General features: G+C 54.1%; 17 protein-coding genes. 11 read left to right on the forward strand and 6 right to left on the reverse strand.

The window, feature by feature from the left end:
* Window positions 1-23: 23 nt before the first annotated feature.
* Both CULFRC11_RS02885 and CULFRC11_RS02890 read right to left on the reverse strand, forming a co-directional pair.
* On the reverse strand, window positions 24-1229 hold the full coding sequence (locus tag CULFRC11_RS02885) for an Rv3212 family protein (RefSeq protein WP_023635294.1): 1206 nt from the start codon (window positions 1227-1229) through the stop codon (window positions 24-26).
* The gene (locus tag CULFRC11_RS02890; protein ID WP_023635295.1) at window positions 1226-2554 is read right to left on the reverse strand and encodes a DEAD/DEAH box helicase; all 1329 of its coding nucleotides are present in this window, start codon (window positions 2552-2554) and stop codon (window positions 1226-1228) included. Before CULFRC11_RS02890 ends, CULFRC11_RS02885 begins: the two co-directional genes overlap by 4 nt.
* Before the next feature lie 294 nt (window positions 2555-2848).
* Here CULFRC11_RS02890 and CULFRC11_RS02895 point away from each other — a divergent pair, with 294 nt between their 5' ends.
* The 8 genes from CULFRC11_RS02895 to CULFRC11_RS02930 are packed head-to-tail and all read left to right on the forward strand — an operon-like array spanning window position 2849 to window position 15127.
* Window positions 2849-3076, forward strand: coding sequence for a DUF3107 domain-containing protein (locus CULFRC11_RS02895; RefSeq protein ID WP_023635296.1), 228 nt, complete (start codon window positions 2849-2851; stop codon window positions 3074-3076).
* Window positions 3077-3078: 2 nt separating this feature from the next.
* Window positions 3079-3969 (forward strand): DUF3152 domain-containing protein, encoded by an 891-nt coding sequence (locus CULFRC11_RS02900; RefSeq protein WP_023635297.1) that lies wholly within the window; start codon window positions 3079-3081, stop codon window positions 3967-3969.
* A gap of 54 nt (window positions 3970-4023) precedes the next feature.
* The gene (locus CULFRC11_RS02905; protein ID WP_038620383.1) at window positions 4024-4863 is read left to right on the forward strand and encodes a TIGR02569 family protein; all 840 of its coding nucleotides are present in this window, start codon (window positions 4024-4026) and stop codon (window positions 4861-4863) included.
* Window positions 4864-4866: 3 nt separating this feature from the next.
* Window positions 4867-8031: an ATP-dependent helicase gene (locus CULFRC11_RS02910; protein ID WP_023635299.1), complete on the forward strand. Its 3165-nt coding sequence runs from the start codon at window positions 4867-4869 to the stop codon at window positions 8029-8031.
* Window positions 8028-11252: an ATP-dependent helicase gene (locus tag CULFRC11_RS02915; RefSeq protein ID WP_038620386.1), complete on the forward strand. Its 3225-nt coding sequence runs from the start codon at window positions 8028-8030 to the stop codon at window positions 11250-11252. Before CULFRC11_RS02910 ends, CULFRC11_RS02915 begins: the two co-directional genes overlap by 4 nt.
* 36 nt (window positions 11253-11288) lie before the next feature.
* Entirely contained in the window at window positions 11289-12368 is a 1080-nt protein-coding gene (locus CULFRC11_RS02920; RefSeq protein WP_013910978.1) for a potassium channel family protein, read from the forward strand.
* A gap of 55 nt (window positions 12369-12423) precedes the next feature.
* On the forward strand, window positions 12424-13083 hold the full coding sequence (locus CULFRC11_RS02925; RefSeq protein WP_031270076.1) for an NAD(+) diphosphatase: 660 nt from the start codon (window positions 12424-12426) through the stop codon (window positions 13081-13083).
* A complete protein-coding gene (locus tag CULFRC11_RS02930; RefSeq protein ID WP_023635301.1) occupies window positions 13076-15127 on the forward strand; it encodes an ATP-dependent DNA helicase UvrD2 in 2052 nt (683 codons plus the stop codon). The genes CULFRC11_RS02925 and CULFRC11_RS02930 overlap by 8 nt, the downstream gene beginning before the upstream one ends.
* Here the strand turns inward: CULFRC11_RS02930 and CULFRC11_RS02935 are convergent.
* On the reverse strand, window positions 15115-16014 hold the full coding sequence (locus CULFRC11_RS02935) for a bacteriocin biosynthesis cyclodehydratase domain-containing protein (RefSeq protein ID WP_023635302.1): 900 nt from the start codon (window positions 16012-16014) through the stop codon (window positions 15115-15117). The two genes, CULFRC11_RS02930 and CULFRC11_RS02935, sit on opposite strands and share 13 nt — an antisense overlap.
* Between CULFRC11_RS02935 and CULFRC11_RS02940 the strand changes: the two genes are divergently transcribed.
* Window positions 16013-16528, forward strand: a complete 516-nt coding sequence (locus CULFRC11_RS02940) for a M48 metallopeptidase family protein (RefSeq protein WP_031270080.1) — start codon at window positions 16013-16015, stop codon at window positions 16526-16528. The genes CULFRC11_RS02935 and CULFRC11_RS02940 overlap by 2 nt on opposite strands.
* Before the next feature lie 62 nt (window positions 16529-16590).
* On the opposite strand, the gene CULFRC11_RS02945 is transcribed toward CULFRC11_RS02940, so the two are convergent.
* Window positions 16591-17979 carry a zinc-dependent metalloprotease gene (locus tag CULFRC11_RS02945; RefSeq protein ID WP_023635303.1) on the reverse strand — a complete coding sequence of 463 codons (1389 nt, stop codon included), beginning with the start codon at window positions 17977-17979 and terminating at the stop codon, window positions 16591-16593.
* 81 nt (window positions 17980-18060) lie between these two features.
* Here CULFRC11_RS02945 and CULFRC11_RS02950 point away from each other — a divergent pair, with 81 nt between their 5' ends.
* The gene (locus CULFRC11_RS02950; protein WP_023635304.1) at window positions 18061-19116 is read left to right on the forward strand and encodes a YlbL family protein; all 1056 of its coding nucleotides are present in this window, start codon (window positions 18061-18063) and stop codon (window positions 19114-19116) included.
* A 4-nt stretch (window positions 19117-19120) separates the two neighbouring features.
* Here the strand turns inward: CULFRC11_RS02950 and CULFRC11_RS02955 are convergent, their stop codons facing one another.
* A complete protein-coding gene (locus tag CULFRC11_RS02955) occupies window positions 19121-19771 on the reverse strand; it encodes a hypothetical protein (protein ID WP_031270083.1) in 651 nt (216 codons plus the stop codon).
* A 68-nt stretch (window positions 19772-19839) separates the two neighbouring features.
* A complete protein-coding gene (locus CULFRC11_RS02960; RefSeq protein ID WP_013910986.1) occupies window positions 19840-20343 on the reverse strand; it encodes a PPA1309 family protein in 504 nt (167 codons plus the stop codon).
* A gap of 141 nt (window positions 20344-20484) precedes the next feature.
* On the opposite strand from CULFRC11_RS02960, the gene CULFRC11_RS02965 reads away from it, so the two are divergent.
* Window positions 20485-23451, forward strand: coding sequence for a UPF0182 family protein (locus CULFRC11_RS02965; protein WP_023635305.1), 2967 nt, complete (start codon window positions 20485-20487; stop codon window positions 23449-23451).
* Window positions 23452-23546 lie beyond the last annotated feature (95 nt).

Consider the following 23546-nt stretch of genomic DNA (forward strand, 5'->3'; position numbering starts at 1 on the left):
GAGACGTTTTTATAAAGATACTCTTAGCTCAACGCTAATCCGACAAGGTGATCGCCTCGTTTTTCTATTACATGGTCACCTGCAAGGCCGAGAGAAACTAAGCCGGCGTAGCGATCTCTATCAACAGCAAAGACGGATTCGGTTTCTCCGGTATCCCAGTTAATTACTGCGATTCCATCTAGCACGGGTACATAAAGCTTGTTATTAATAGCGACTCCTGTGCCAAGAACATTATCGATGACATGCTCAACATGCAGGGACGATGGATTGAATAGATAAAGGCGTTCACCATCGAACCAAGTGATGTGGTGTGGCAGATCTGCCACGGCAGGGCCGTGATCCCATGCATCGTTATTCACTGCGGGCACCTCGATAGATGCAGTGCGTTCTCCGCTGTTACTAAAGGAATCGATGCGGGGTTTTGGGGTGGATACAAAAACAGCTGCGGACTCTTGGCCGATGGCAATGATGCGTGCGTTGTCGCCAGAAATGTGGATATCGTGAGTGATTTCTGGGACACGAGAGTCTTCTGGAACCGTTTTTTGAAATCGCAGCCACCAGGAGTGCTCGCATTTTTCGGTTACGCCTAAAAGCGTTTTTCGGGAAAGAGCTGAAGAAATTTCGCAATCTTCATGTGGTTGTTGATTCGCCTCTTGCTTGATCGGGACGTCACCGTATTCCACGGTACGCACGAGGTCGGAGCGCCAAAGCTCCACTCGCTCAGAAGACACGGTACCCACGTTGTCATTGGAGGAAAGCGGCACCACAGCATCGCTAGCGCTGGCACTTCTCGTTGCTTTATACGTTCCGGAAGCTGCATCGAGGGAAACAACATCGCCGCAGCCTCGTCCGGTATGAAAAGCCAAAACGACACTGGACCAGGCTTGACCCAAGGAACATAGCGGCTCAGGGCGTGCGTAAGACCATACGGGAGTACCCGTCGCGGGGTTAATGGCGTTAACGCTGCGTCCGTCGTAAGAAATGGCCAGGCCTGCCGCGATGATGGGTTTGGTGGTTAATTGATCGGCGGGAGTTTCCCATTGCTGCGTTAATGAGTGCACCGGAACTGGCGGAACTGCTGGGGACCTCATTGATTGGGCAGCAGGGGAGTGCGTGACCTTGTTAATCGGAGCAGTGGCCCAGACAATACTTACACCTGTAATACTGATCCCCGCGATAATCGTGGCAGCGATCAGGTCCTTCCGCGTCCTGCGCAAGCTCTTAGTCATCGGCGACGGCGCCTCCGTGTTGCTGATGCGGCATCGTTGGATCGCTGACTACTACTCGAGCGCCTGCTACTGGTGGCGCCTCTGTTGCTTCCGGCTACTTTAAGCGGCTGACCGACTGACTCCCCGGCGGTTTCTGGGATTGAGAGGGCGTCGAAAAGCTCTGGGGACGTGGAGAACCATTGCGGCGGGTTTGGGTTGTCTAGTCCCAGTTCATCGCTAATGATCTTCCACTTGGTGAGCTCGTCGTATCCCACAAGAGTAATTGCTGTGCCGGTATGGCCAGCACGTCCTGTCCTACCAATGCGATGTACATACGTCATGGGGTCATCAGGAGTCTGATAGTTGATCACATGAGTGACATCGTCAATATCAAGACCACGCGCTGCAACATCGGTGGCAACTAGTATGTCTACGCGGCCATCACGGAACATACTCAACGATAATTCGCGTGCTGCCTGGCCCAAGTCGCCATGTACACCTGCGACTCGGAAGCCTCTGCCAGCAAGGTCCTCTGCCAGCTCTGCGGCAGTGCGCTTGGTGCGCGTGAAAATAATAGTTTTTCCACGTTCGTGTGCCTGAAGCGCGCGCGCAGTAATTGCGGTCTTATCCATTCTGTGTGCCTGGAAAACAACCTGTTCGATACTCGCGTGAGTATGGGATGCGTTGACTTCCTCAGCCCGTATATGGATAGGGCGCAACATAAAGGTCCTGGCGAGGGTGAGCACTGGTCCCGGCATTGTTGCAGAAAATAAGAGCGTCTGATGCTGATGAGTCAGAGCCCCCAGAAGTTTCTCAATATCGGGGAAAAACCCTAAGTCCAGCATTTCGTCGGCTTCATCTAACACAAGAATGGCGACGTGATCGAGGATCAAATGGCCTTGCTGATGCAGATCAATCAGCCGGCCAGGGGTGCCCACTACAACGTCAACGCCTTTATCCAGAACGTGGATCTGCTCCTCATACGGACGCCCGCCGTATACGGTGGTAACTCTCACCGGCGTGTGCCGGGCTGCGAGCTCTAAATCTTCGCCTACCTGCTGCGCCAGTTCCCTGGTAGGCACAACGACGAGTGCACGCGGGGTCCCATCGAGCTCAGCGACATCCGCAGCGTCGAATACTCTATCCAAAAGCGGGACACCGAATCCGAGTGTTTTGCCCATTCCGGTGCGTGCTTGACCGATAATGTCTCGACCGTCAAGGGCTATAGGAAGCGTAAGCTCCTGAATCGCAAACGTATGTGTGATTCCCTGTTCAGAAAGCGCGTCGACGATCTCAGCAGCGACACCTAATTCGGCGAACGTGGGTTTATGAGTAGAAACTGACACTCTTCCGATACTAATGGGAATACGAAGGAAGAGGCCAAGGAGGTCCTGATACTGGGTGAAGTGTGAGGAGAAGAACGCTCTATAAGACGTTAAACTAGCAGGGCACAGTGATTGTCTCTGTATTCAACGTGAAGCAACATACAACGGTATGATGGGAGAGCTATTTAGGCGCCGTTGAGATTGCGGTATGTACTAGTGCACGGAAGCACAGAGACATGAGCTGACATGTACTTCAGGTACAAGGGCAAACTCACAACGGTAGGACCATCAGAACAATAAACTTTAGGAGCGAAGATGGACATTAAAATCGGGTTCTCTGATTCCCCGCGCGAGCTTGTTATATCTAGCCGCGAGACCCAAGATGAGGTCGTGGCGCGAGTATCTGAGGCATTAGCTAATGACACTGGCCTGTTGACGCTGACAGATGAGAAGGGAAATCAGTACCTGGTGCGTAATTCTCGAATCTCTTATGTAGAGGTCGGGACCTCGAGCGCCCGTACCGTAGGCTTCTCTGGAGCCTAGCGTTGAAGAGCCCACACGAGGAAAGCTTTTTTGTCCGATTCGCTCGCGATTATGGATGGAGAGCATATGCCATTCCTGTACTCGCCGTAATCACCGTGTGGGTACTTGTCGACGTTTTTGTCACCCACCCCAGCGACGAAAAATCAGTCGCGCACCCGGTTACCGAGTCCGCCATTCAAACCTCGGAAACAGGGCAGCCTCCTCTCAAAGGCCCCAATCCAGCAGACCAAGAACAGCCTAAGATTGCAGCAGTTGAGCTGCCTGCAGGGGCCGAGTTCACACAAAAAGGCGAGGGGACTTATCGAGTGGTAGGAACCCCAGGTGCGAAAGCCGGACAAGGGAAAGAAAAAAAGTTCACTTACGTGGTTGAGATTGAAAACGGCATTAAAGCTGAGACCTTTGGTGGTGACGATGCCTTCGCCGCTATGGTTGACGCTACGTTGACCAATCCCAAGAGTTGGGCGCACGATGAAAAATTCGCGTTTGAGCACGTAGCAGATAGCCCGGATGCTCAACCGGATCTCAGAATCCAGCTATCGTCGGTGGATACGACGCATGGGTTGTGTGGGCATGATATCGCTATGGAGACCAGCTGTTTTTATTCTGACGGCAACCGCGTAGTGATTAATGAGTCCCGGTGGATTCGGGGAGCAACTCCTTTCCAAGGCGACTTAGGCGCATATCGTCAATACCTCATCAATCATGAGGTTGGTCACGGTATTGGATACGCGGCTCATGAACCATGTGGAGGCAATGGTGAGTTGGCACCCATCATGATGCAGCAGACATTAAGCCTGTCTAACACAGAACTATCTAAGATAGACGCTACGGAAGTGTACAAAGACGACGGTGCAGTGTGTGCCGCAAACCCTTGGCCTTATCCTTTTGGCTAAGAGTTATCACGATTAACGCCCTCGTTGGCCCGGCATTCTATTAGGCTACAAATCATGGATTTCACGGCTCTTCCCCCTCACGTCCGCAATGTTTTTCATGCGCCGGATGAACCTGCTCGCGCCATGGGCGCAGCATGGGATTACGGTTGGAAAGTCGGGTCAGTAGTTTTTTCGCAGGTCGCGCATCCCGTGCGTGCGGCTTGGTCTTCTCGGATTAGAGAAAAATTACAGCCAGAAGGCGTACGCATCGTTCGTCCGATCAAATCCACCGACGGTAGGTTTATCAACGCAGGATGGCGTGCGTCGAGTTTTGTACCGGGAATACTTACTCGACGTGTCGATGAAACCGTGGCAGCTGCACTACGCCTAGACCTTGCGCTGAGCACCGTGGACGTACCCGCTTCTTTTAGAGAGGTGGATGACACCGACATTTTTTCCATTGCAGACCATATAGCGTGGCATGAGTCCCCGACATCGGCGATTGATTTACAAGATTCAATCCCGCGTCATTTAACGGCAATCAATATCATGCCCAAAGTCGAACTTTTGTTACGCGACGTAGATGCTCCGAACCAGGTTGTTCATGCCGATATGTTTGCCACGACGCTCTACGCCGGCGTACAGGCACCCACCGTGACAGATGTGATGGGGGTAGCTCGCCCTTATGGCTATACGGCCGCACTAAGCATTATCGACGCCCTCTGCGTCGGTGCAGTAGACGAGGGGGTCATTGGACGCTTTTCCCATGTTCCTCACCTTGACCAGCTACTCTTACGTGCTTTGGCGTATCGCACAGCAGTGCACGCTCTTCATCCTGATGCCACATCGAATACAGGAACGAATTTAGAGTGGGTAGCCAAGGCCGTGATGTCAAAGGTATCTGTCACACTATGAGGCATGAACTTCTCAGCGACCTCGGAAACACCTTTGGCACCAGAGGCGGCGGCTACCTCGGGCTATCCGAATTCTCAACGAGCAGCTTTTAGGCAGCCACCTGCGCCGCGGGTACGCATCGTTTCTGCACACCACCATGTAGAGACACAGGACTGGGACAATGATCTCTTTAAGGATCAAACCGGTCTATGGCGTCTTATTGGCCCTGCTGGCTCGGGCGTGTCTACGTTGATCATGGATACTGTCGCAGAACGTCTGAGACGCGGAGTAGATCCTTCAAGCATTCTTGTTATTGCAGCCTCAAAGGAAAGCGCTACTCGTTTGCGCGCCGGGATTGCTGCACGTCTTTCTGGAGAGTCATACACGGCTGCCACCACGATGGTGCGCTCTGTGCACTCTCTTGCTTTTGCGTTATTACGCAGCTTAAGCGGAGAAGAATTGAGGCTTATTACAGGTGCTGAACAAGATGCGGTGATTAGGGAGCTGTTACAAGGCCACAACGAGGATCCAGAAGCAGCACGCATCTGGCCGCAGGAGACTCGTGATGCGCTAGGCCTTGTTGGTTTTGCTCGTGGTCTTCGAGATTTTCTCTTACGTGCAGTCGAACGAGGGCTGAGCCCAGAAGACCTGGAAAGACTCGGGAATATGCATCGTCGGCCGATGTGGAGCGCTGCCGGGGCTTTCTTGCGGGAATATGAGCAAACGATGGCTCTGGGCGGAGCGAAGAGCCTGAGTGCTTCCGAACTCGTAAGTACTGTGCTTGAGTATCAGATTCCAGATCAGGGGTGGAAGACAATCATTGTTGATGATGCTCAGCACCTTGACCCTAAATCTGCACAACTTATTAGCGAGCTGCTGCGCTACGCAGAATTTGGCATCATCGGTGGAGACCCAGAACAGTCGGTGTTTCATTTTCGTGGCGCAACCCCAGAGTTTCTCACTACGTATCCTGTGGATCATCAGTTGGTATTGGAAGCTTCTCGACGGCTACCTGAGACTACGGCGCGGATTGTTGAAAACCAAGGGCAACACTTTGAGTACATTGCAGACACAATTCGTAGGACTCACCTGATTGACGAGGTTCCGTGGGATGAGATTGCAGTGATCGTGCGTTCTACGGGACTGGTCACGCCTGTTCGGCGTGCGCTTCTGGCCGCAGGCGTTCCGGTGCAGGTTGATCCAACAGACATCATTTTGAGCGAACAGCGCATCGTCTCCTCGATGATTCTTGCCGTGAGGGCGATATACGGGGAGCTCAACAACCGTGACATTGAAGACCTCCTCCTTGGTCCCATCGGTGGCGCAGACTCTGTGACCCTGCGCCGGCTTTATCGCGGACTGCGTAAAGTTGAGATGAGACGTGGCGGTAGCCGGCGTGCCGTAGAACTATTAAAAATACTCATTAACCCCCGCCCTTCAGACGAGCAGGCTGCCCTAGCGGGAGAAGCTGAGGAAGTTCTTTCTGAAAGAGAACTACAGATTCTGGAAAGAATCAGAAACGTGCTGTCGCGGGGGGCCCAACCCGGTAGTGTCGAAGAAATCCTGTGGGCGATTTGGCATGAGACCGGTTTGGCCAATCACCTTCAGGCAGTAAGCCTAAGGGGTGGCGCCGCAGGCTCTCAGGCGGATCGTGATCTTGATGCCGCAATGGCGCTTTTTGATGCTGCGGGCGACTGGGTGGAGCGACGCCCCACTGCCGGCATTGTGTCCTTTATGCGACACATAGCGGAACAAGAATTACCCACAGGGGTGCGCGACCGACGCCAAATCCGCACACAAGCGGTACAGCTTCTGACAGCGCATGCGGCGCTCGGACAGCAGTGGCATACGGTGGTAGTTGCGGGAGTGCAGGAGGGGAGTTGGCCTTCTCTTGGTGAAACCGGGACGCTCTTTGGCCAGGAAGAGCTGACGGATCTTGTCGATTCAGACATCGACCCTAATACCATCGTCATGCGTTCTAAAGACCGTCTGGACGAGGAACGACGTCTCTTTCACGTGGCTAATAGCCGGGCCACGCAGCGTCTTTATATCACCGCTGTAGAAGCTCCTGACGCTAACGACGTAGCCGAGCCATCGCGTTTTATGGACGAGCTCGATCCTTCCTGCTTCCAGCAGCCCTCGCAAGAGAGTGAGACGTCGTACACTGGTCTTTCTGTGCCTTTGGCACCCGAGGCCACAGGTTTGGAAGACTATATTCGGCTCTTGAGCGTTCCAGCCATGGTGGCGGAGTTGCGTCGAGAAGTCCGCAATGGTGACTCACCCCAGCGGCGTCGAGATCAAGCTGCTCGTCAGCTCGCACGACTGGCAGCGGCAGGAGTTCCGGGGGCTCATCCTGAAGAATGGTGGGGTGAAGGTGGCCCCTCTACGGATCAGCCGTTAGACCAGAGGTCTATTTCGCCTTCTCTGATAGAGAAAGGCTTGGCGTGCCCTTTGCGTGCCCGACTCGATGCCGTTGTGGAGGAAGAAGAGACACCATTCCAGATGCTCAAAGGCTCTTTGGCGCACGCATACGCGGAAGCACTTGCTCGGGGAGTGGACTCGGAGACAGCGAAGAAGCTCACCACTGAAGCATTCCTTCAGTTGCTTAATGCCCCTGCGTGGCGGCAAGAATCTGAAGAGACCGCATGGATGCACATAATTGAGCGGCTAGAAAAATGGATAACGGAATCTGCGGCAAAGTATGAGCTGGTGGGAGTAGAAACCTTAGTAAATACGCGGATTGCAGAAGGCATCACCATCAGAGGTCGCATAGACAGACTAGAGCGTACGAGTGACGGGGATTATCGGATCATCGACTACAAGACGGGATCCAACGTACTCAGCGCAAAGGATGTCTCAAATCACAAGCAATTGACGGCATACCAGCTTGCGTTGAGTAAAGGAAAGCTTAGCGACAACGGCGATGTGATCAGCGGAAACGGTGATGGATCGCTGAAAGTCGATCAAGCGGTACTGGTGTACCCAGGCTCGAAAACAAAGACAATCAGCACTCGCGAGCAAGCGACAAAGACTGCAGAGGAACTACAGGAATTTGCAGACTTGTTGCCGCCGTTGGTTCAGAGTCTGACTGGCCCCAGCCTTGTAGCAATTGTTAACGATGGATGTTCACAGTGCTCGATAAAAAACATATGTCCAGCGCAGCCCGAAGGAAGGATGACCCCGGCATGATAGATCCGATTGAGTTATCGCGGTTACTCAAGCAGAAATTCCCTCCTACGCCGCAGCAAGCGGCTGTCATAGGCGCTGAACTCGGACCTATGCTGGTAGTAGCTGGTGCGGGTGCTGGTAAGACGGAAACCATGGCTGCTCGCGTGGTATGGCTGGTGGCCAATAACATGGTGGATCCCGATCGCATCTTAGGGCTGACGTTCACCAGGAAAGCTGCCCAACAGCTCTCTCAACGTATCCGAGGCAGGCTTGAACAACTTGCAGGTATGGATGCGTTGAAAGACATTGATCCAAGCGGGGAGCTGTCTCATAAGTTAGAGGCTATCGCCCCAACGGTCTCTACATACGACTCCTATGCTGGTAGTTTGATCAGCGAATATGGTTTGCTTTTACCCGTGGAGCCCTCATCACGGTTGATCACAGAGACTGAGCTTTTTCAGATCGCCTATGACATCGTTATCAACTATTCGGGGGCCCTAGACGCGCAGACTCAACCGGTGAGCGCGACGGAAAAACTCTTGTCTTTGGTGTCTGACATGGACAACCATATCGTTTCGCCGCAAGACATTGTGGAAGAGACGGATGCATTTTTATCGGTGCTGGATGACGTGGAGGCGACGTCGAAACGCGGGTTGAACCAGACCCTTATTGGGTGGAAACAGCGGCAGATAATTCGCAAGCAGATGCTGCCCATGGTTGCGATGCTCAAGCAACACCTGGCTCAGAATAATCTCATGACATTCGGGGAACAGATGTCGCTCGCCGCTAGGCTTGCTGAGGAAAATCCGCAGGTAGGAGCTTCCCAAAGAGATAGATATTCCGTGGTGATGCTGGATGAGTACCAGGACACCGGTCACGCGCAGCGAGTATTGTTGCGTAGCCTCTTCAGCGGAGCTGCAGTCACCGCAGTGGGAGACCCGATGCAGTCGATCTACGGGTGGCGTGGGGCTACTTCTGCCAATCTTGAGCGCTTTAGAGAGGACTTTGCTTTAGGCGATGACCTCGCTCAAAAACGCGAGCTAACAGTGAGCTTCCGTAATCCTCCCGAGGTTCTTCAACTGGCCAATGAGGTATCCAGGGAAGTCCTTGGCGCCCCGGATAATCCTCGCCGAACAGTACAGCCGCTCTCTTCCCGTGAAGGTGCCCCACACGGGGAAGTGACCTTGGGCTTTTTCCCTAGCGCGGAAAAAGAGCGAGAATTTATAGCCGACGAGTTGGCGGAGGCTTATAGAAATCGGGGCGAGAACTTTACCGCCGCTGTGTTGGTCCGAAAAAAACGGCACTCTGCTCCCATCGCTTTAGAGCTGCAAGCGCGGGGAGTCCCCGTGGAAATTGTTGGCTTAGCTGGGCTTATCGATGTCCCCGAGGTGGCCGATATGATCGCAGTTGCGGCGATGCTGATTAGACCCCAAGACACACAATCTGCGCTGCGGATCCTAGCCGGTCCGCACGTGGGGCTGGGGGCAGCAGATATTCTGGCGCTGGCTAATCGTGCGGCTAACCTCGCGGGACGAGGAAAAGACGATAGAGAAGAGAAAAAGACTGATCCACTTGAGCGTCTGGAACAAATAATCGCGGAAACTTTGCCTAAGGCGCCGGAAGCAGTTGTGGGACTGGCAGAGGCCGTCGCTGACCTTGATGCGCCGAGAGAAGAGGACAGTTCAACTCGCTATAGCGATGAGGGGCTGCGGAGGCTGCGCTTGCTGGCATCCGAATTGAGGTATCTGCGTACCCATAGCTTGGGGCACTCATTGCCGGATCTTTTTGCAGACATCGAGCGAGTATTCGGGATTCGTACCGAAGTGCTACAACGAGAAGACCCCCATGCCGACGGAGCCCCGGGGACTGCACATCTTGATCGTTTTGCAGAGGTCGTCTCGGATTTTGCTCGGGTTCCCCATGCCACGCTGAGCCAGTTTTTGGATTACCTTGAGCTCAGTAGAAGCCATGAGGACGGCCTAGAACCCGGCGAGGTGCAGGTTCGTTCTGACCGTGTTCAGATTCTTACTGTGCATAAAGCTAAAGGCTTGGAGTGGCAGATCGTGAGCGTTGCGCATGCAGATTCCAGCACCTATAAGACAAGAACGTCGACATGGCTGAGCAACGAGTCCGCCGTGCCATCGGCGCTTCGCGGAGACGCACGAGAAGACGACTCTTTGGTGGGAGCTCCTGTTTGGTATATCGATTCCCCAGAATCCCCAGCTGATCTGAAAAAGCAGGGAGACGCCCACATTGCAGAATTTCGAGCTGTAGAGGAAGAAGAGAATGCGCGGTTGTTCTATGTGGCATTGACCCGTGCAGAGGAACGCGTACTGGTTACAGCATCAACGGATATCACCAAGGCTTCCCCTCCGGGGCCTTACACGCATCTTGAAATGTTGCGCACTAAAGTGCCAGACTCCGTGGTGGAGTGGTTTGACGGCGATACCGATGATGCCCTCGAACCTCCTCTTCCAGAAACTGGAGTTTTCCCCCAAGAGTTGCGGCCCGAGGGAGTAGATGCGGTCAAGAAAGCCATGGTGGAGCTTCCTGCGCTGATAAAAGATGGAGATCTTTTTGAGCGATGGGAACAAGAGGTCACCGCGCTTATCGAGGAACATCAGCAGCTGAGCACTCCGGTTGTGCCTGTGGAATTAGGCCTTGAGCTTACGGCCTCGGACATCGTGAACCTTTCGCAGGATCCCCAAGCTTTTGCTAGACGACGTCGCCGGCCAGTTCCTTTCAAACCCAATAGCTATGCCAAACGCGGAACTGCTTTCCACCAGTGGATTGAAGACCGTTTTGGTGCCACGGCTTTGTTGGATGCTGATGAGCTTCCTGGCATTGATGATGCCTTGGACGGAACAGAATTGGAGACTCTGAAAGCCCGATTTTTGGACAGCGAGTGGGCGGACCGAACTCCTGAATACGTGGAGCATCCGTTTGAAGTGTCTATCGGCGAGCATATAGTCCGAGGACGTATGGACGCTGTGTTTAAGAACGCGGATGGACAATGGGTTGTTGTTGATTGGAAGACAGGACAGCCGCCGGCAGAAGCCGCGGAGCGTCGTTCTGTATCGCTGCAGCTGGCAGTGTATCGATTAGCGTGGGCTCGGCTGCAGGGCGTTGACCCATCAGAAGTACAAGCGTTGTTCCATTATGTGGGGCGCAATTTTAGTTATCAGCCCAGCGAGCTTCCGGATGAGGCGTCGTTAGCTCACATGCTTACGTTGAACATGTAATCTTGATGAGCACTTTGAGAAGAACCTAGGAGCATAATGCCGTTGACCAACCGCGATGCGGGTCGATACCTCGGGGATGAGGAACTCACCGAGTTGCCAGAGCATACCCTGCTCAACGTTATTCGTATCCCCGGAAACCCGTTGATCAGCCCAGTGCGGTTGATTGCTCGGCGTTTTGGCTATGCGTTGGTGCTGATTCTCCTTGTGGCCTTGATTGTTTACTTTGACAAAGGTGGCTACAGCGAGCATCTGACCTTCATCGATGCGCTTTATTATTCGGCGGTTTCTTTGTCCACCACCGGTTATGGCGACATCACACCGGTGACGCAGGGGGCACGTCTTCTCAACATCATCATTATCACCCCGCTTCGGTTGACATTCGTTATCCTCTTGGTCGGCACGACGTTGTCGGTGCTCACAGAGGAATCGCGCCGAGCATGGAAAATCCAGCGCTGGAGGAAACGCATGCGAAACCACACCGTGGTCATTGGATATGGAACTAAAGGACGTTCGGCAGTTTCGGCACTGCTGGCGGACGGTGTGTCTCCTAAAGAGATCGTTGTCGTGGATACCGATCCGGTAGCTCTGGAGACTGCGAATACCGCGGGGCTTGTGACAGTTAATGGTTCTGCCACTAAATCAGAGGTGCTCAAACTTGCCGGCGTTCCCAAGGCAAAGGCTGTCGTCGTAGCACCCAATATCGACGATACCGCGGTGCTCGTAACGCTTTCTGTGCGAGAGCTGGCGCCGAGTGCGTGGGTTGTTGCTAGTGTGCGGGAATCCGAGAACCAGCACCTTTTGGAGCAATCTGGCGCAGACTCAGTGGTGATTTCTTCTGAGACCGCAGGCCGCATGCTTGGTTTAGCCACGGTAACGCCTTCGGTGGTGGAGATGATGGAAGATCTGTTATCCCCCGATGAGGGATTTTCCGTTGCGGAACGCCCGGTGGGTGAAGATGAGGTAGGCGCTAATCCTCGGCACTTGGCAGATATCGTCCTTGGCGTTGTGCGCTCTGGCGAGCTGTATAGGATCGATTCTCCAGAGGCAGAGACCGTGGAACCTGGCGATCGGCTGCTGTATATCCGACGAGTTTTCAGTGAGGATGTTTCCGATTAAGAAGTGCCTGCTGGTTGATCCCGCTGGACGAGTTCCCGTCCGTAAGGGCAATCCAGTGCTGTCTTCTCCTAGGCCGGATGTCCCTGCCTTTAACGTGACGGATCAGCTGTTAGTGCAACGAGTCGCCCCTGATGTGGTGGATTCGATAACAGGCACAGCAGCGCGGTCTCACATCCCATGGGTAACAACGGCTATTGCAGTCCTACGTAATCGTGAAGTAATGGTCTATGACCCAGCATCTGGGGAACAGCTGGAATACAACACTCCTACCGTCGGCCGAACACCCGACGGAAAGGACGTGTTTCCTCGCATTGATCCTGCTGTGATTGGACTGATTACGTCAGAGTCTGACGAGTATGTACTTTTGGGAGAAAATACTCACCGCCGTGGGTACTTTTCCTTGATCGCCGGATACCTGGGAATGGGGGAGACGTTTGAACAAGCACTGACCCGAGAAGTGTGGGAAGAAACTGGAAGACGTATCTCTCATGTTTCCTATGTAAAGAGTCAATCGTGGCCTTATAGTGGGGCCATCATGGTGGGGATGACTGCACGGACAACAGACATGGATGCTGTGGTACAACCCGATGGTGAGCTCACAGAGATTCGCTGGGTAACACGTAAAGATATTGTTCGAGGCACCATCCAGCTTCCAGCTCCGGGCAGTATCGCGCATGACATGATGTGGGATTGGGTAAACAAAAACGATGATTGATCTCAATGATCTGGATAGCGACCAAAGGGCTGCCGCTAGTGCTCCTCGCGGGCCGGTAGCCATTCTTGCGGGTGCCGGAACGGGTAAGACTCGAACGATTACCTATCGGATTGCCAACCTTATTGATCGTGGCATGGCTAGTCCTAATCGCGTACTGGCGGTGACGTTTACACGTCGTGCTGCGGGGGAAATGCGGCACCGGCTGGGCGTCATGGGTGTAGGAGGAGTACAGGCGCAGACGTTCCACTCAGCTGCGATGCGCCAGTTGTCGTATTTTTGGCCGCAAGTGGCCGGGAATCTGCCGTGGAAATTGCTGGATAACAAGTTTCCGCTTGTCGGCAAGGCTGCGCGCTCAGTAGGCATAGAAACGACTACGGAAAATGTGAGAGATCTCCTAGGCGAGATCGAGTGGGCAAAAGCTACGTTGATAACGCCTGACCGCTATGTGGCGCACGTGAAGGATCGTAAGATTCCCGCAGCCGCAGATAAAATCGCTGAGGTATACCGCAGATATGAGCAGGCTAAAACAACAAGTGAGGGCATGCTCCTAGACTTCGATGACCTGTTATTACACACAGCAGGAGCCATTGAAAATTCGACTGCGATTGCAGAGGAATTTCGGGAGCAGTATCGCACTTTTGTGGTCGACGAATACCAGGACGTTACGCCGTTGCAGCAACGAGTGCTTGACGCATGGCTGGGGGAGCGCGATGACATTACTGTGGTTGGGGACGCTAATCAGACCATTTACTCTTTTACGGGAGCGACTCCCAATTATCTTTTAGGGTTTTCTCGTAAGTATCCTCACGCGACGGTGGTCAAGCTACAGCGAGATTATAGGTCGACTCCTCAAGTAACGGACCTTGCCAATACAGTGATCGGGAAAGCGCGGGGTCGGGTGGCGGGCACTCGCTTGACTTTGGAAGGAATGCGCCCGCCTGGCCCGGAACCAGAATTTTGCACTTTCGACGATGAACCCGCTGAGGCACGTGCCGTAGCGAGCAGGATTAAAGAGCTCCTGAACAAGGGAGTCGCAGCGTCGGAAATCGCGGTGCTTTATCGAATTAATGCGCAGTCGGCGGCTTTTGAACAAGCCCTCGCGGATGCCGGGATTGTGTACCAGGTGCGCGGTGGCGGTGAGTTCTTCCAGCGCGCGGAAATTCGTCAAGCAATGTCTCAACTGGTTCGCGTTGCACAGCGCGCAGGAACAGAGTCGATTCATGGTTCCGCCTTGGAGACCTTGGTGCGCTCGGCGTTAGCACCTCTGGGATTAACCCCGGAAGAACCAGAAGGCACGCAGGCTCGTGAACGGTGGCAGTCCCTAGAGGCCCTCGCTGAGCTCACAGTGGAGTTGACTCGAGCTACACCGGATCTGGATATCCAGGGACTTCTAGACCAACTCAATCAGCGAGCAAGCGCAAAACACCCTCCGACGATGCAAGGAGTGACGTTAGCGTCTTTACATGCGGCTAAAGGCCTGGAGTGGGATGCGGTGTTCCTTGTAGGGCTTGTCGACGGCACCCTCCCGATCACCCACGCGATTAAGGGGGGAGACTCGCACATTGAAGAGGAGCGCCGGCTTTTCTACGTCGGTGTTACTCGTGCCAGGGAGCACCTTGTGTGCTCGTGGGCAAAAGCTCGTCAGGAGGGCGGACGCGCGACACGGAAGAGAAGCCGGTTCTTTGACGGCATTGTGGAAGAGCCTATCGATATCGCCGTCCCACCACGCAGTAAGCGTTCAAAGCGCTGTCGTGTGTGCGGCGCATCCCTGGGCTCCCCCTCAGAAATCGTGATGAGAAGATGCGTCGATTGCCCGTCGGGCGTTGACGAGGAGGTGTTTGAGACTCTGAAGGCGTGGCGTCTAGACATGGCTAAAGAAGGCGGTGTGCCTGCTTACATAGTCTTCACAGACGCAACCCTGCACGCTATTGCTGAGGCCAGCCCAACGACCACAGATGACCTACTACAGATTTCCGGTATCGGTCAGATGAAAGTAGAAAAGTACGGCAGTAGCTTGCTGGAAACTTTGGCTCAATTCCGCTGATCCTCACAACCCCAGCAGAACGGGCACGCTGGGTGAGCAGAAAGGCGAGGAAGCTTTTCTGTGGAATAGGCAGAAACTTGAAGGCTGTCGCCGGGGATAAGCGATGGTGAGATAACAGCGTAGGTGTTGTCAGGCTGTGAGAGAAGGCTTTGAGCAACAAAGCTGGCGTGCGCGGCGGTGGCTGCGATGAGGTGCGGGGTCGCGGGAAAAGGGCGACCAGAAAGCATCGATTGGGCGCGAAGCGCCGGCCACTCGGGGTCGGAATCAGTGCGGTAGAGATCGCCGCAGGCGAGACATGGGCCACTTCCTTCTAATCGGACTGGGCCGACGATACCGTGGGCGTCGATAAGCCGTACCGGCAGGAGGAAACCATGCGTGTTAACTCGATCTTCGATGTTGGACTCTATTCCGCGCGGATTGCACACAATCACGAGGGTTCGACGCTGGATATGATCCATAAAATCGTCTGGACTGGGAAAATTGGTTGAACGCAGTACGTTCATCCCGATTTTTTCTAGAAGATCCGATATAGCGTCTGCCAGCGGGTCATTGCCGATAACTGCACTCGCCCGGGGTTTGTTCTGTGTCCTGATGACGCCGTGGGCGAGGAGGTCTTCCAGGAGTCCTCGCGCAGCAACAGGATGGAGTCCTGCTGAAGTAAGTTCAGAAATTATCTGACCTTTTGCCCGCGGCTCGCGTAAGCTGCGAAGTATCGGAACTAGTGCATCGATAAGCTCGCGTGGTGCTGGGAAAATCCCTGCACGCGTTGAGTCGAGTCCAAACTGAATCCCCTCAGTCCGCACCAATACTTGATGACTGGGACTGAGAACTACGTTTCCCCCCGTGTTCATGACGGTAATTTCAGCACAGAGAGCCATTTTTGTCATGCCCCGTAAAAACACCCCCGAGCTTCCTGTGGAAGTGATCCGCTCGAAGCGTCGGGTACGCACCGTTTCTGCTCGGCTTATCGACGGGCGCGTGCAAATCCGAATCCCGGAGTCAATGAGCAAAAGCGATGAACAGCGAGTGATCGCTGAGATGTCCGCAAAAGTGAAACGAAAGACCCAATCCACCGCAGAATCGAATGATGAGCTCTTCCAGCGCGCGCAGTATCTGAATCGACGCTACCTTGATGGGAAAGCTAACCTAAGCTCCATCAAATGGGTCACCAACCAACGGCGGCGCTGGGGGTCGTGCTCACAAAGCACGGGAGAAATACGAATTTCTCATCGGTTACGAGAAGTCCCCGATTACGTTGTGGATTCTGTGATTATCCATGAGCTCGTGCACACGTTCATTCACAACGGACACAGCAAAGAGTTTTGGGAATGGGCAGATCGTGCTCCCTATGCAGAGCGGGCGAAGGGGTTTTTGGAGGCTATGCAACGGGTGAGCGGTTAAAGATACGAGAGAACCCCGAGCTAGCGTGCAGTCTAGGAGGCTAGCTCGGGGTTTAACGGTTGTTAGGGCTTCTTGGGACCTTGATCGTCGGAGTCATCTTCCGGCTTGGGGTTTTCCTTGCTTTCGGGGTTTTCACCCTCAGAAGCGAGCATTTCCTCCAACTTGGTGATTTCTGCGATGGGATCAAAATCGGTGCCAGAGGAGTCGTCGAGAAGCGCGTCGATGAACTCAGCGGAAGATTCGAGGTCCTCGGCGGTGGGCAAGAAATCTGGGTGATCCCACACGTGGTCGCGGCGCTCAGTACCTACGGCGACCCCTACTCGGCGCCACAGTTCTTGAGCTTCAGCGACCTTGGGAGCAGCGAACTCAATCCCTACGACTTTGGCGAACGCTTGCTCTGCAGAACCTCCGGTAGCACGACGACGACGCCATGCCTCGTTCAGGGCGGCTGTTGACGGGATGCGGTCTCCCATGGCCTCAGTCACCACTATTTCCACCCAGCCCTCGATCAGTGCGAGAAGAGTCTCTAGCCGAGACGCTGCGTGGGAGTTACGTGAGGTAATACGAGGGCTCATGTCGAGGCCCTGGAGCTGTTCCATAGCGTTTTGAATCGCAGTGGGGTCGCCAGACTCCAGGTTTAAGTCACGCATGGCTTCTTCGATATGAGACGTGTCGATAACGAGTCCTGCTGCGTACTCCTCAACGGAAGAGACGAGCCGTTCTCGCAGCCATGGAACGTGCTTAAATAGTCGCTGACGAGCTGCCTCACGTGCGCTGAGATAGACCATGACCTCGCGGTCCTCAATTTTTAGACCAGAGGTTTCTTTGCGCAGGTTAGCGGGCAGTACGGCGGTGACACCTGTCGGGGCGATAGGGAGACCGAAATCTGTGCCAGCAATAGTCTGAGTAGCAAGATCACCTAGTGCGTGGCCTAGCTGCATGCCAAAATTCATGCCAGACATCTGATTCATGATCTGCATCATGGGGCCCACCATCTCGCGAGCCTCTTGAGGTAGCGAGTCCACCTGAGCCTGAGCCATGTTCTCAGCTACCGGGGTGACGAGTCGTTTCCACATGGGAAGAGTCTTCTCTAGCCACAAAGAAGCATCCCATGCTGCCACGGTATTGCCGGATGCGGGCAGAATGGTGGCGTCGTCAAGCCATATTTCCACGAGGCGGACGGCTTCTTCTACCGCGGCGGTGTCATTGGATGACGCAGCAGCAGAAGAGCCGATCTGTTGCCGTGCAATCCGCTCGGCGAGCGCATAGTTCACTGCGCCCTGTCCCTCGGGAGAATTCATCGTGGAACCCATTCCAGAGAGCATTTGCCCGAATTGGTTCAGCATGTCTCCCAAGCCACCGGCGCCAAAGGGGTTGTTGTTGCGGCCGTTGTTATCATCATCGCCATTGCCGCCGAAGTTGAAAGAAAAACCGAATCCATTGGTATTCATGCTTCATAACCGTACCGATTCTTGTGCTATTTGTGCCATGTTGGAGGCAACGCTGTGAGCGAACATGTACCCTAAGGACTCGTGAAACGTCGTCTAAGCACTCTTACACTGGGAGCCCTTCCCATCGTCGTCTTGGGAACCCTTGTCACCATCGATCATGTTCCTGGGACTGATATTGATTTGACCGTGCCATATGCGGCGGAAGGCCCAGGTCCTACGTTTAACACGCTCGGGCAGATCGACGGGCAAGATGTTGTGGAGATTGGTGGCGCAGACGTTGATAAGACTCGCGGTAACCTCAACATGACAACGGTGTCTATCCGCAGCGGGATGACCCTGGCTCAGGCGCTTAGCCGATGGCTGTTTACGGATGACACGCTTATCCCTTTGGAGCGCATCTATCCCAAGAACAAAACTCCGGATCAGGTTAACCAAGAAAACCAGATTGCCTTCTCCTCATCGGAAGCCTCCGCGACCATCGCTGCGATGAATCATCTGGGTCGTCCTGTAGAAACAGAGGTCGCGAGTATCGTCGAAGAATCTGCTGCACATGGGATTCTCCAAGAAGGCGACGTGATAATGGACATCGACGGCACAGCTGTTGGCGGCCCCAAACAAGTCCGCGAGACAGTTCGGAAGAAAAAGGTCGACGATAGCGTCACCATTACGTATCGACGTGACGGACAAAAACACGAGGCTACAGTGAAACTGGGCAAGAATCCCAACGATCCCGCAATTCCGTTCTTAGGGGTGAGCATGGCCGCTAAACCCGCTGGCGGAATCACGGTCGATTATCACCTTAAAGACATCGGCGGCCCCTCGGCTGGGCTCATGTTTTCACTGGCTGTGGTGGATAAACTCAGTGGAGGCGACCTCAACGGCGGAAAGTTTGTGGCCGGTACTGGCACCATCGATGATGACGGCACCGTGGGCCCTATTGGCGGAATCGCACATAAAGTTCAAGCGGCTAAAGACGCTGGTGCAGAGCTTTTCCTTGCCCCTGCCAAGAACTGCTCAGAGGCCGTAAGCCGAAATCATGACGGCATGACCGTCTTGAGCGTTGATTCTCTGGACGATGCCATCAAACAAATGGACGCTTATAACACTGGCGGCGAGTACACGACGTGTAAAAAGTAAATGGCTAGGGCTTAGCTTTCGCAGATTCTGTAGTCGCAGGAGTCTCCATAGCGGAGCTTTCTGCCTGCGGACGCTGCGCTAAGCCCAGCGCATAGATCTGTTCCGCTGGATCTTTTTCATCGGTAGAGACCATTTGCTGCATAACCAGGCCCTCATCGTTGTCCACCACCGTGATAACTGCGGTACTCCCCAGCGTGGACCACCCAACAACGCGACGCCCAGTATCTTCTACCACCCGTGAGCTCCTAAGCTCCGTGAGCAGCTGCGTTGTAGATGCGGCTTTAGAATCGGACTTAAAAAATTGGAATTGACCAATTTTTTCCCCAGAACAAGCCATCGAATTTTGAACTCCGTTTGCATCGCACGAGTCAAACTGATCAAAAAACTCCTCAGGTGCGAGTGCCCCAAATTGCTTGCGGGCCTTCTCCAGATTGGGATTCTTCTTGGCCTTTTCCGAGCTTGTCGACGCCACCCCGCTGGTCTCTTGCTCACTAGGCAGAGCAGTCTTCGTAGTTTCTGCCACAGACTGGGAGGACGTTTCTGATGCCTCAGGGGTCGGAGTCTCCTGATTGCTGCCACACGCTGTCACCCCTAGAAGACCGCACAGCGCGAGGGCACATGCTGGGCGTCGAAAAGCACGAATACTCAGCGGCATGCGGAGAAGAGTGGAGGGAAACACAGAATCAGCTCCTGAGGCATAAGTCGGGCAGAAACAACTCGATTCTAATCCAATGTCATGCGCAAAGCGGCGATAACGCCAGGTGCGACCCCTGGTCCGCCCCTAAGCTCGATCTCATCGGCGGCAAAAGGACCGCGTGCTTCCAACTCTTCTTCTGAGGGACGCATCTGCAAAAGAGTCAACTCATGATCGCCCTGGAGAACACCGGAGAAAAGGCGCGCCGGGCGGGGGCCTGCTGTGGGGTCAGAGGAATCCCTAAACATGATCTCTTGGGCCAAAACAGCGCCTATCACTTGGCTCGGCCAAGATATGCGGGAGATGTAATCCCCAAGTTCTTCTGAACCTGGTTGTATATGCTCCGGGAGATTATCTTGGACCACGAGCGCGAGGGGAGAGTCGTCGTCTTCCGGAATGGCTGAACCCACTAATTCCGCTGGGACCAGGGCAAATAGTGTAGGGGAGGCGTCCCATCCTTCGGCGTGAATGAAGTCGACTGCCTCAAGCATTGCCTTATTTAACGCTTGGATGGGGTAGTCAGGAGTGCTCATTAAAAAATCCTTTACATTCACCTGTGAAGAAACTGCCGTAGACTAGGACATTACCTTGTCCATCGTAGAAAACTTTTGCATGGGATCCCTGTTGATTTCCGCGAATGTGCCCCTACACAGAATGAAATAAAGGAGTTCGAGTTGGCGAACGGCCTTACGCCTCCGTCCCCCTCGATCGGTCGTCCACCTAAGCTGTTCACCCGGATTGTGGTCCTTCTGGTGATTTTGGGTGCGCTGGTCCCCACAGCAATTGGTCTCTACACCAATTGGCTGTGGTTCGGTGAAGTTAATTTTAGGGGGGTGTTTAACAAGGTCATACTGACTCGAATTGCGTTGTTTGTGGTGTTTGCGCTGGTGGCGGGAATCATCACATGGATTTCCGGATGGCTCACATATCGCGGGCGCCCCGACGAACTCGATGTTTTTGACCTAGAGGGACCAATTCCGCAGTATCGCGCGGTGGTTGAACGCAGCGTTAAACGCTTCTTGACCATTATTCCCATAGTTATCGCTTTTGTCGCAGGCTTCCTAGGTCAGCAGAACTGGCAAACTGTTCAGCTATTCCTTAACCGCCAAAGCTTTGGTGTGTCGGATCCTCAGTTCGGAATGGACTACGGTTTCTACGCCTTCATGCTCCCGGCGCTGCGTCTGGGACTGGGCACGCTATCGATCCTTGTTGCAGTAGCGTTCCTTCTTTCTTTGATTGGGCATTACCTTCTAGGGAGTATCCGAGTAGGAAACCAAGCTGCAGGGGTCCGGGGAAGTATTTCTTCCTATGCGCGAGTTCAGCTTTCCGTAACTGCAGGTTTGTGGATGCTTCTGAAGGTGGCTTCCTATTGGTTTGACCGCTATGACTTGCTCAATAACCGCCACGAGACCTTTACCGGTGGTAGCTACACAGACATCAACGCTGTTCTTCCAGCCAAGATTGTGCTGCTGGTTATTGCTGCAGTGGTAGCACTCTGCTTCTTTTTGGTTGTTGTGCTTAAAGACCTCCGAATCCCGGCTGCGGCCACCGTCCTCATGGTGGTCAGTGCGGTTTCTATCGGCAGTATCTGGCCGCTCATGGTGGAGCGTTTTTCCGTTTCCCCGAACCGCGCGGAGAAAGAATCAGAATTTATCTCCCGCAACATTCAGGCGACTCGATTTGCCTATGGCATCACTGATGACCAGGTAAGTTACTTGAATAACTGGGGCGCTCAAGGACCTAACTCGGAGAAAGTAGCCTCGGATTCTGCGACAGTGAGCAACATCCGCCTGCTGGATCCAGAGATTATTTCCCCGACCTTTACCCAGCAGCAGCAGTTGCGAAACTTCTACGGCTTCCCTAAGTCACTTGCGATGGACCGCTATGTTATCGACGGGGAACTACGCGACTTTGTTGTCGCAGCCAGGGAACTTGATCCGAATGCGCTTCAAGAAAACCAGAAGGACTGGATTAACCGGCACACGGTGTACACCCACGGAAATGGCATCGTCGCAGCCCAAGCGAATCAGGTGGACGAGGTAGCTCGCGACGTTGGATCCGCACGCGGTGGCTACCCCGTGTACACAGTGTCGGATTTGCAGTCGACAGACGCAGAAGCAAAAGAACTCGGCATTGTGGTCAAAGAGCCTCGCACGTACTACGGCCCCGTGATCGCGTCTGCTCGCGACGGCGCAGATTACGCAGTGGTGGGCTCTGACCAGGGCAATCCTGTGGAATATGATACCGACTCTTCTACCTACACGTATAAGGGTGAAGGTGGAGTTAACATCGGTAATCTCTTTAACCGTTTGGCATTTGCTGTCCGCTACCAGGAACTCAACCTTGTTCTGTCGGATCGCGTTAATAAGAACTCGAAGCTCCTCTTCAACCGTGATCCCCGCGAGCGCGTACATAACGTGGCTCCGTGGCTGACCACAGACTCCACGACATATCCTGCAGTAATCGACGGACGCATCAAGTGGATCGTGGACGGATACACCACGCTTTCCTCTCTGCCGTATTCGGAGCGAACCTCTATGTCAGAGGCGACTACCGATACCACCGCACAGGTTGGCAACAGCGCACAGCGCCTTGTCACCGACAACGTGGGATACATCAGGAACTCCGTGAAAGCCGTAGTAGATGCTTACGACGGCAGCGTGGATCTCTACGAATTCGATGAGCAAGATCCCGTACTCAAGGCGTGGAAGGGTGTATTCCCAGACTCCGTGAAACCAAAGTCGGAGATCTCCGAGGCTCTGATGAACCACCTGCGCTACCCGGAAGACATCTTCAAGGTGCAGCGTAAGATGCTGGCTCGCTATCACGTCGATGACGCTCGCGACTTCTTTACCAACGACCGCTTCTGGTCAGTGCCAAGCGATCCATCTGCATCCGAAGGTCAGCAGAACATAGCGCAGCCTCCGTACTACGTGGTTGCTGCAGACCCTCACACCAAGAAGCCGAGCTTCCAGCTGATCACCCCGTTCCGTGGTCTTCAGCGTGAGTATCTAGCCGCGCACATGTCTGTGAGCTCAGACCCTGACAACTACGGCAAGATCACCGTGCGCGTCCTGCCCACGGACACCCTGACTCAGGGCCCCAAGCAGGCTCAGGACACCATGATGTCTTCAGATCAGATCGCCTCTGACCGCACACTGTGGCGGGACACAAATGATCTCTTCAACGGCAATCTCTTGACACTCCCAGTCGGTGACGGCGAGATCCTCTACGTGGAGCCTTTGTACTCCCAGCGTAAAGACCAAGCCTCGGCGTTCCCCAAGCTTCTCCGCGTGCTTGTTTCCTACCAAGGAAAGGTTGGCTATGCCCCAACCATTTCTGAAGCGCTATCACAGGTAGGAATTGACCCCAAGGCTGCTCAGGATCTTGGCGAGGCTCGGAACCTAGACAAGACACCAAAGGCAGACGACGCCAACAAGGACCAATCGAATCAGAAGGAATCGCCTAAGCCATCAGCGCCTGCCTCTGGCACCGGCGCAACAGGAGATGCGATCCAGAAGATCAACGACGCGCTTAAGGGCTTGGAGGCTGCTAAGGGCAAGTCCAATGAGGAGTACGGTCGTGCTCTCGACCAGTTGGATAAAGCTGTCCAAGATTATCGCCACACCACAGGCGGGTAGTCCAGAAAGCTAATCAAGATCCCCAGCGCTCGGTTATATAGCCGTTGTGCTGGGGATTTGCCTGTTTGATTGGTTCTATGTAAAGTTACTCCTCG

This window comes from Corynebacterium ulcerans, assembly GCF_000767685.1.
Taxonomy (GTDB): Bacteria; Actinomycetota; Actinomycetes; order Mycobacteriales; family Mycobacteriaceae; genus Corynebacterium; species Corynebacterium ulcerans.

Coding starts and splice junctions, on each gene's coding strand:
- CULFRC11_RS02930 (WP_023635301.1), top strand. CDS start 13,076: ATGATTGATCTCAATGATCTGGATAGCGACCAAAGGGCTGCCGCTAGT.
- CULFRC11_RS02885 (WP_023635294.1), bottom strand. CDS start 1,229: ATGACTAAGAGCTTGCGCAGGACGCGGAAGGACCTGATCGCTGCCACG.
- CULFRC11_RS02915 (WP_038620386.1), top strand. CDS start 8,028: ATGATAGATCCGATTGAGTTATCGCGGTTACTCAAGCAGAAATTCCCT.
- CULFRC11_RS02960 (WP_013910986.1), bottom strand. CDS start 20,343: ATGAGCACTCCTGACTACCCCATCCAAGCGTTAAATAAGGCAATGCTT.
- CULFRC11_RS02895 (WP_023635296.1), top strand. CDS start 2,849: ATGGACATTAAAATCGGGTTCTCTGATTCCCCGCGCGAGCTTGTTATA.
- CULFRC11_RS02955 (WP_031270083.1), bottom strand. CDS start 19,771: ATGCCGCTGAGTATTCGTGCTTTTCGACGCCCAGCATGTGCCCTCGCG.
- CULFRC11_RS02920 (WP_013910978.1), top strand. CDS start 11,289: ATGCCGTTGACCAACCGCGATGCGGGTCGATACCTCGGGGATGAGGAA.
- CULFRC11_RS02910 (WP_023635299.1), top strand. CDS start 4,867: ATGAACTTCTCAGCGACCTCGGAAACACCTTTGGCACCAGAGGCGGCG.
- CULFRC11_RS02940 (WP_031270080.1), top strand. CDS start 16,013: ATGCCCCGTAAAAACACCCCCGAGCTTCCTGTGGAAGTGATCCGCTCG.
- CULFRC11_RS02905 (WP_038620383.1), top strand. CDS start 4,024: ATGGATTTCACGGCTCTTCCCCCTCACGTCCGCAATGTTTTTCATGCG.
- CULFRC11_RS02935 (WP_023635302.1), bottom strand. CDS start 16,014: ATGACAAAAATGGCTCTCTGTGCTGAAATTACCGTCATGAACACGGGG.
- CULFRC11_RS02945 (WP_023635303.1), bottom strand. CDS start 17,979: ATGAATACCAATGGATTCGGTTTTTCTTTCAACTTCGGCGGCAATGGC.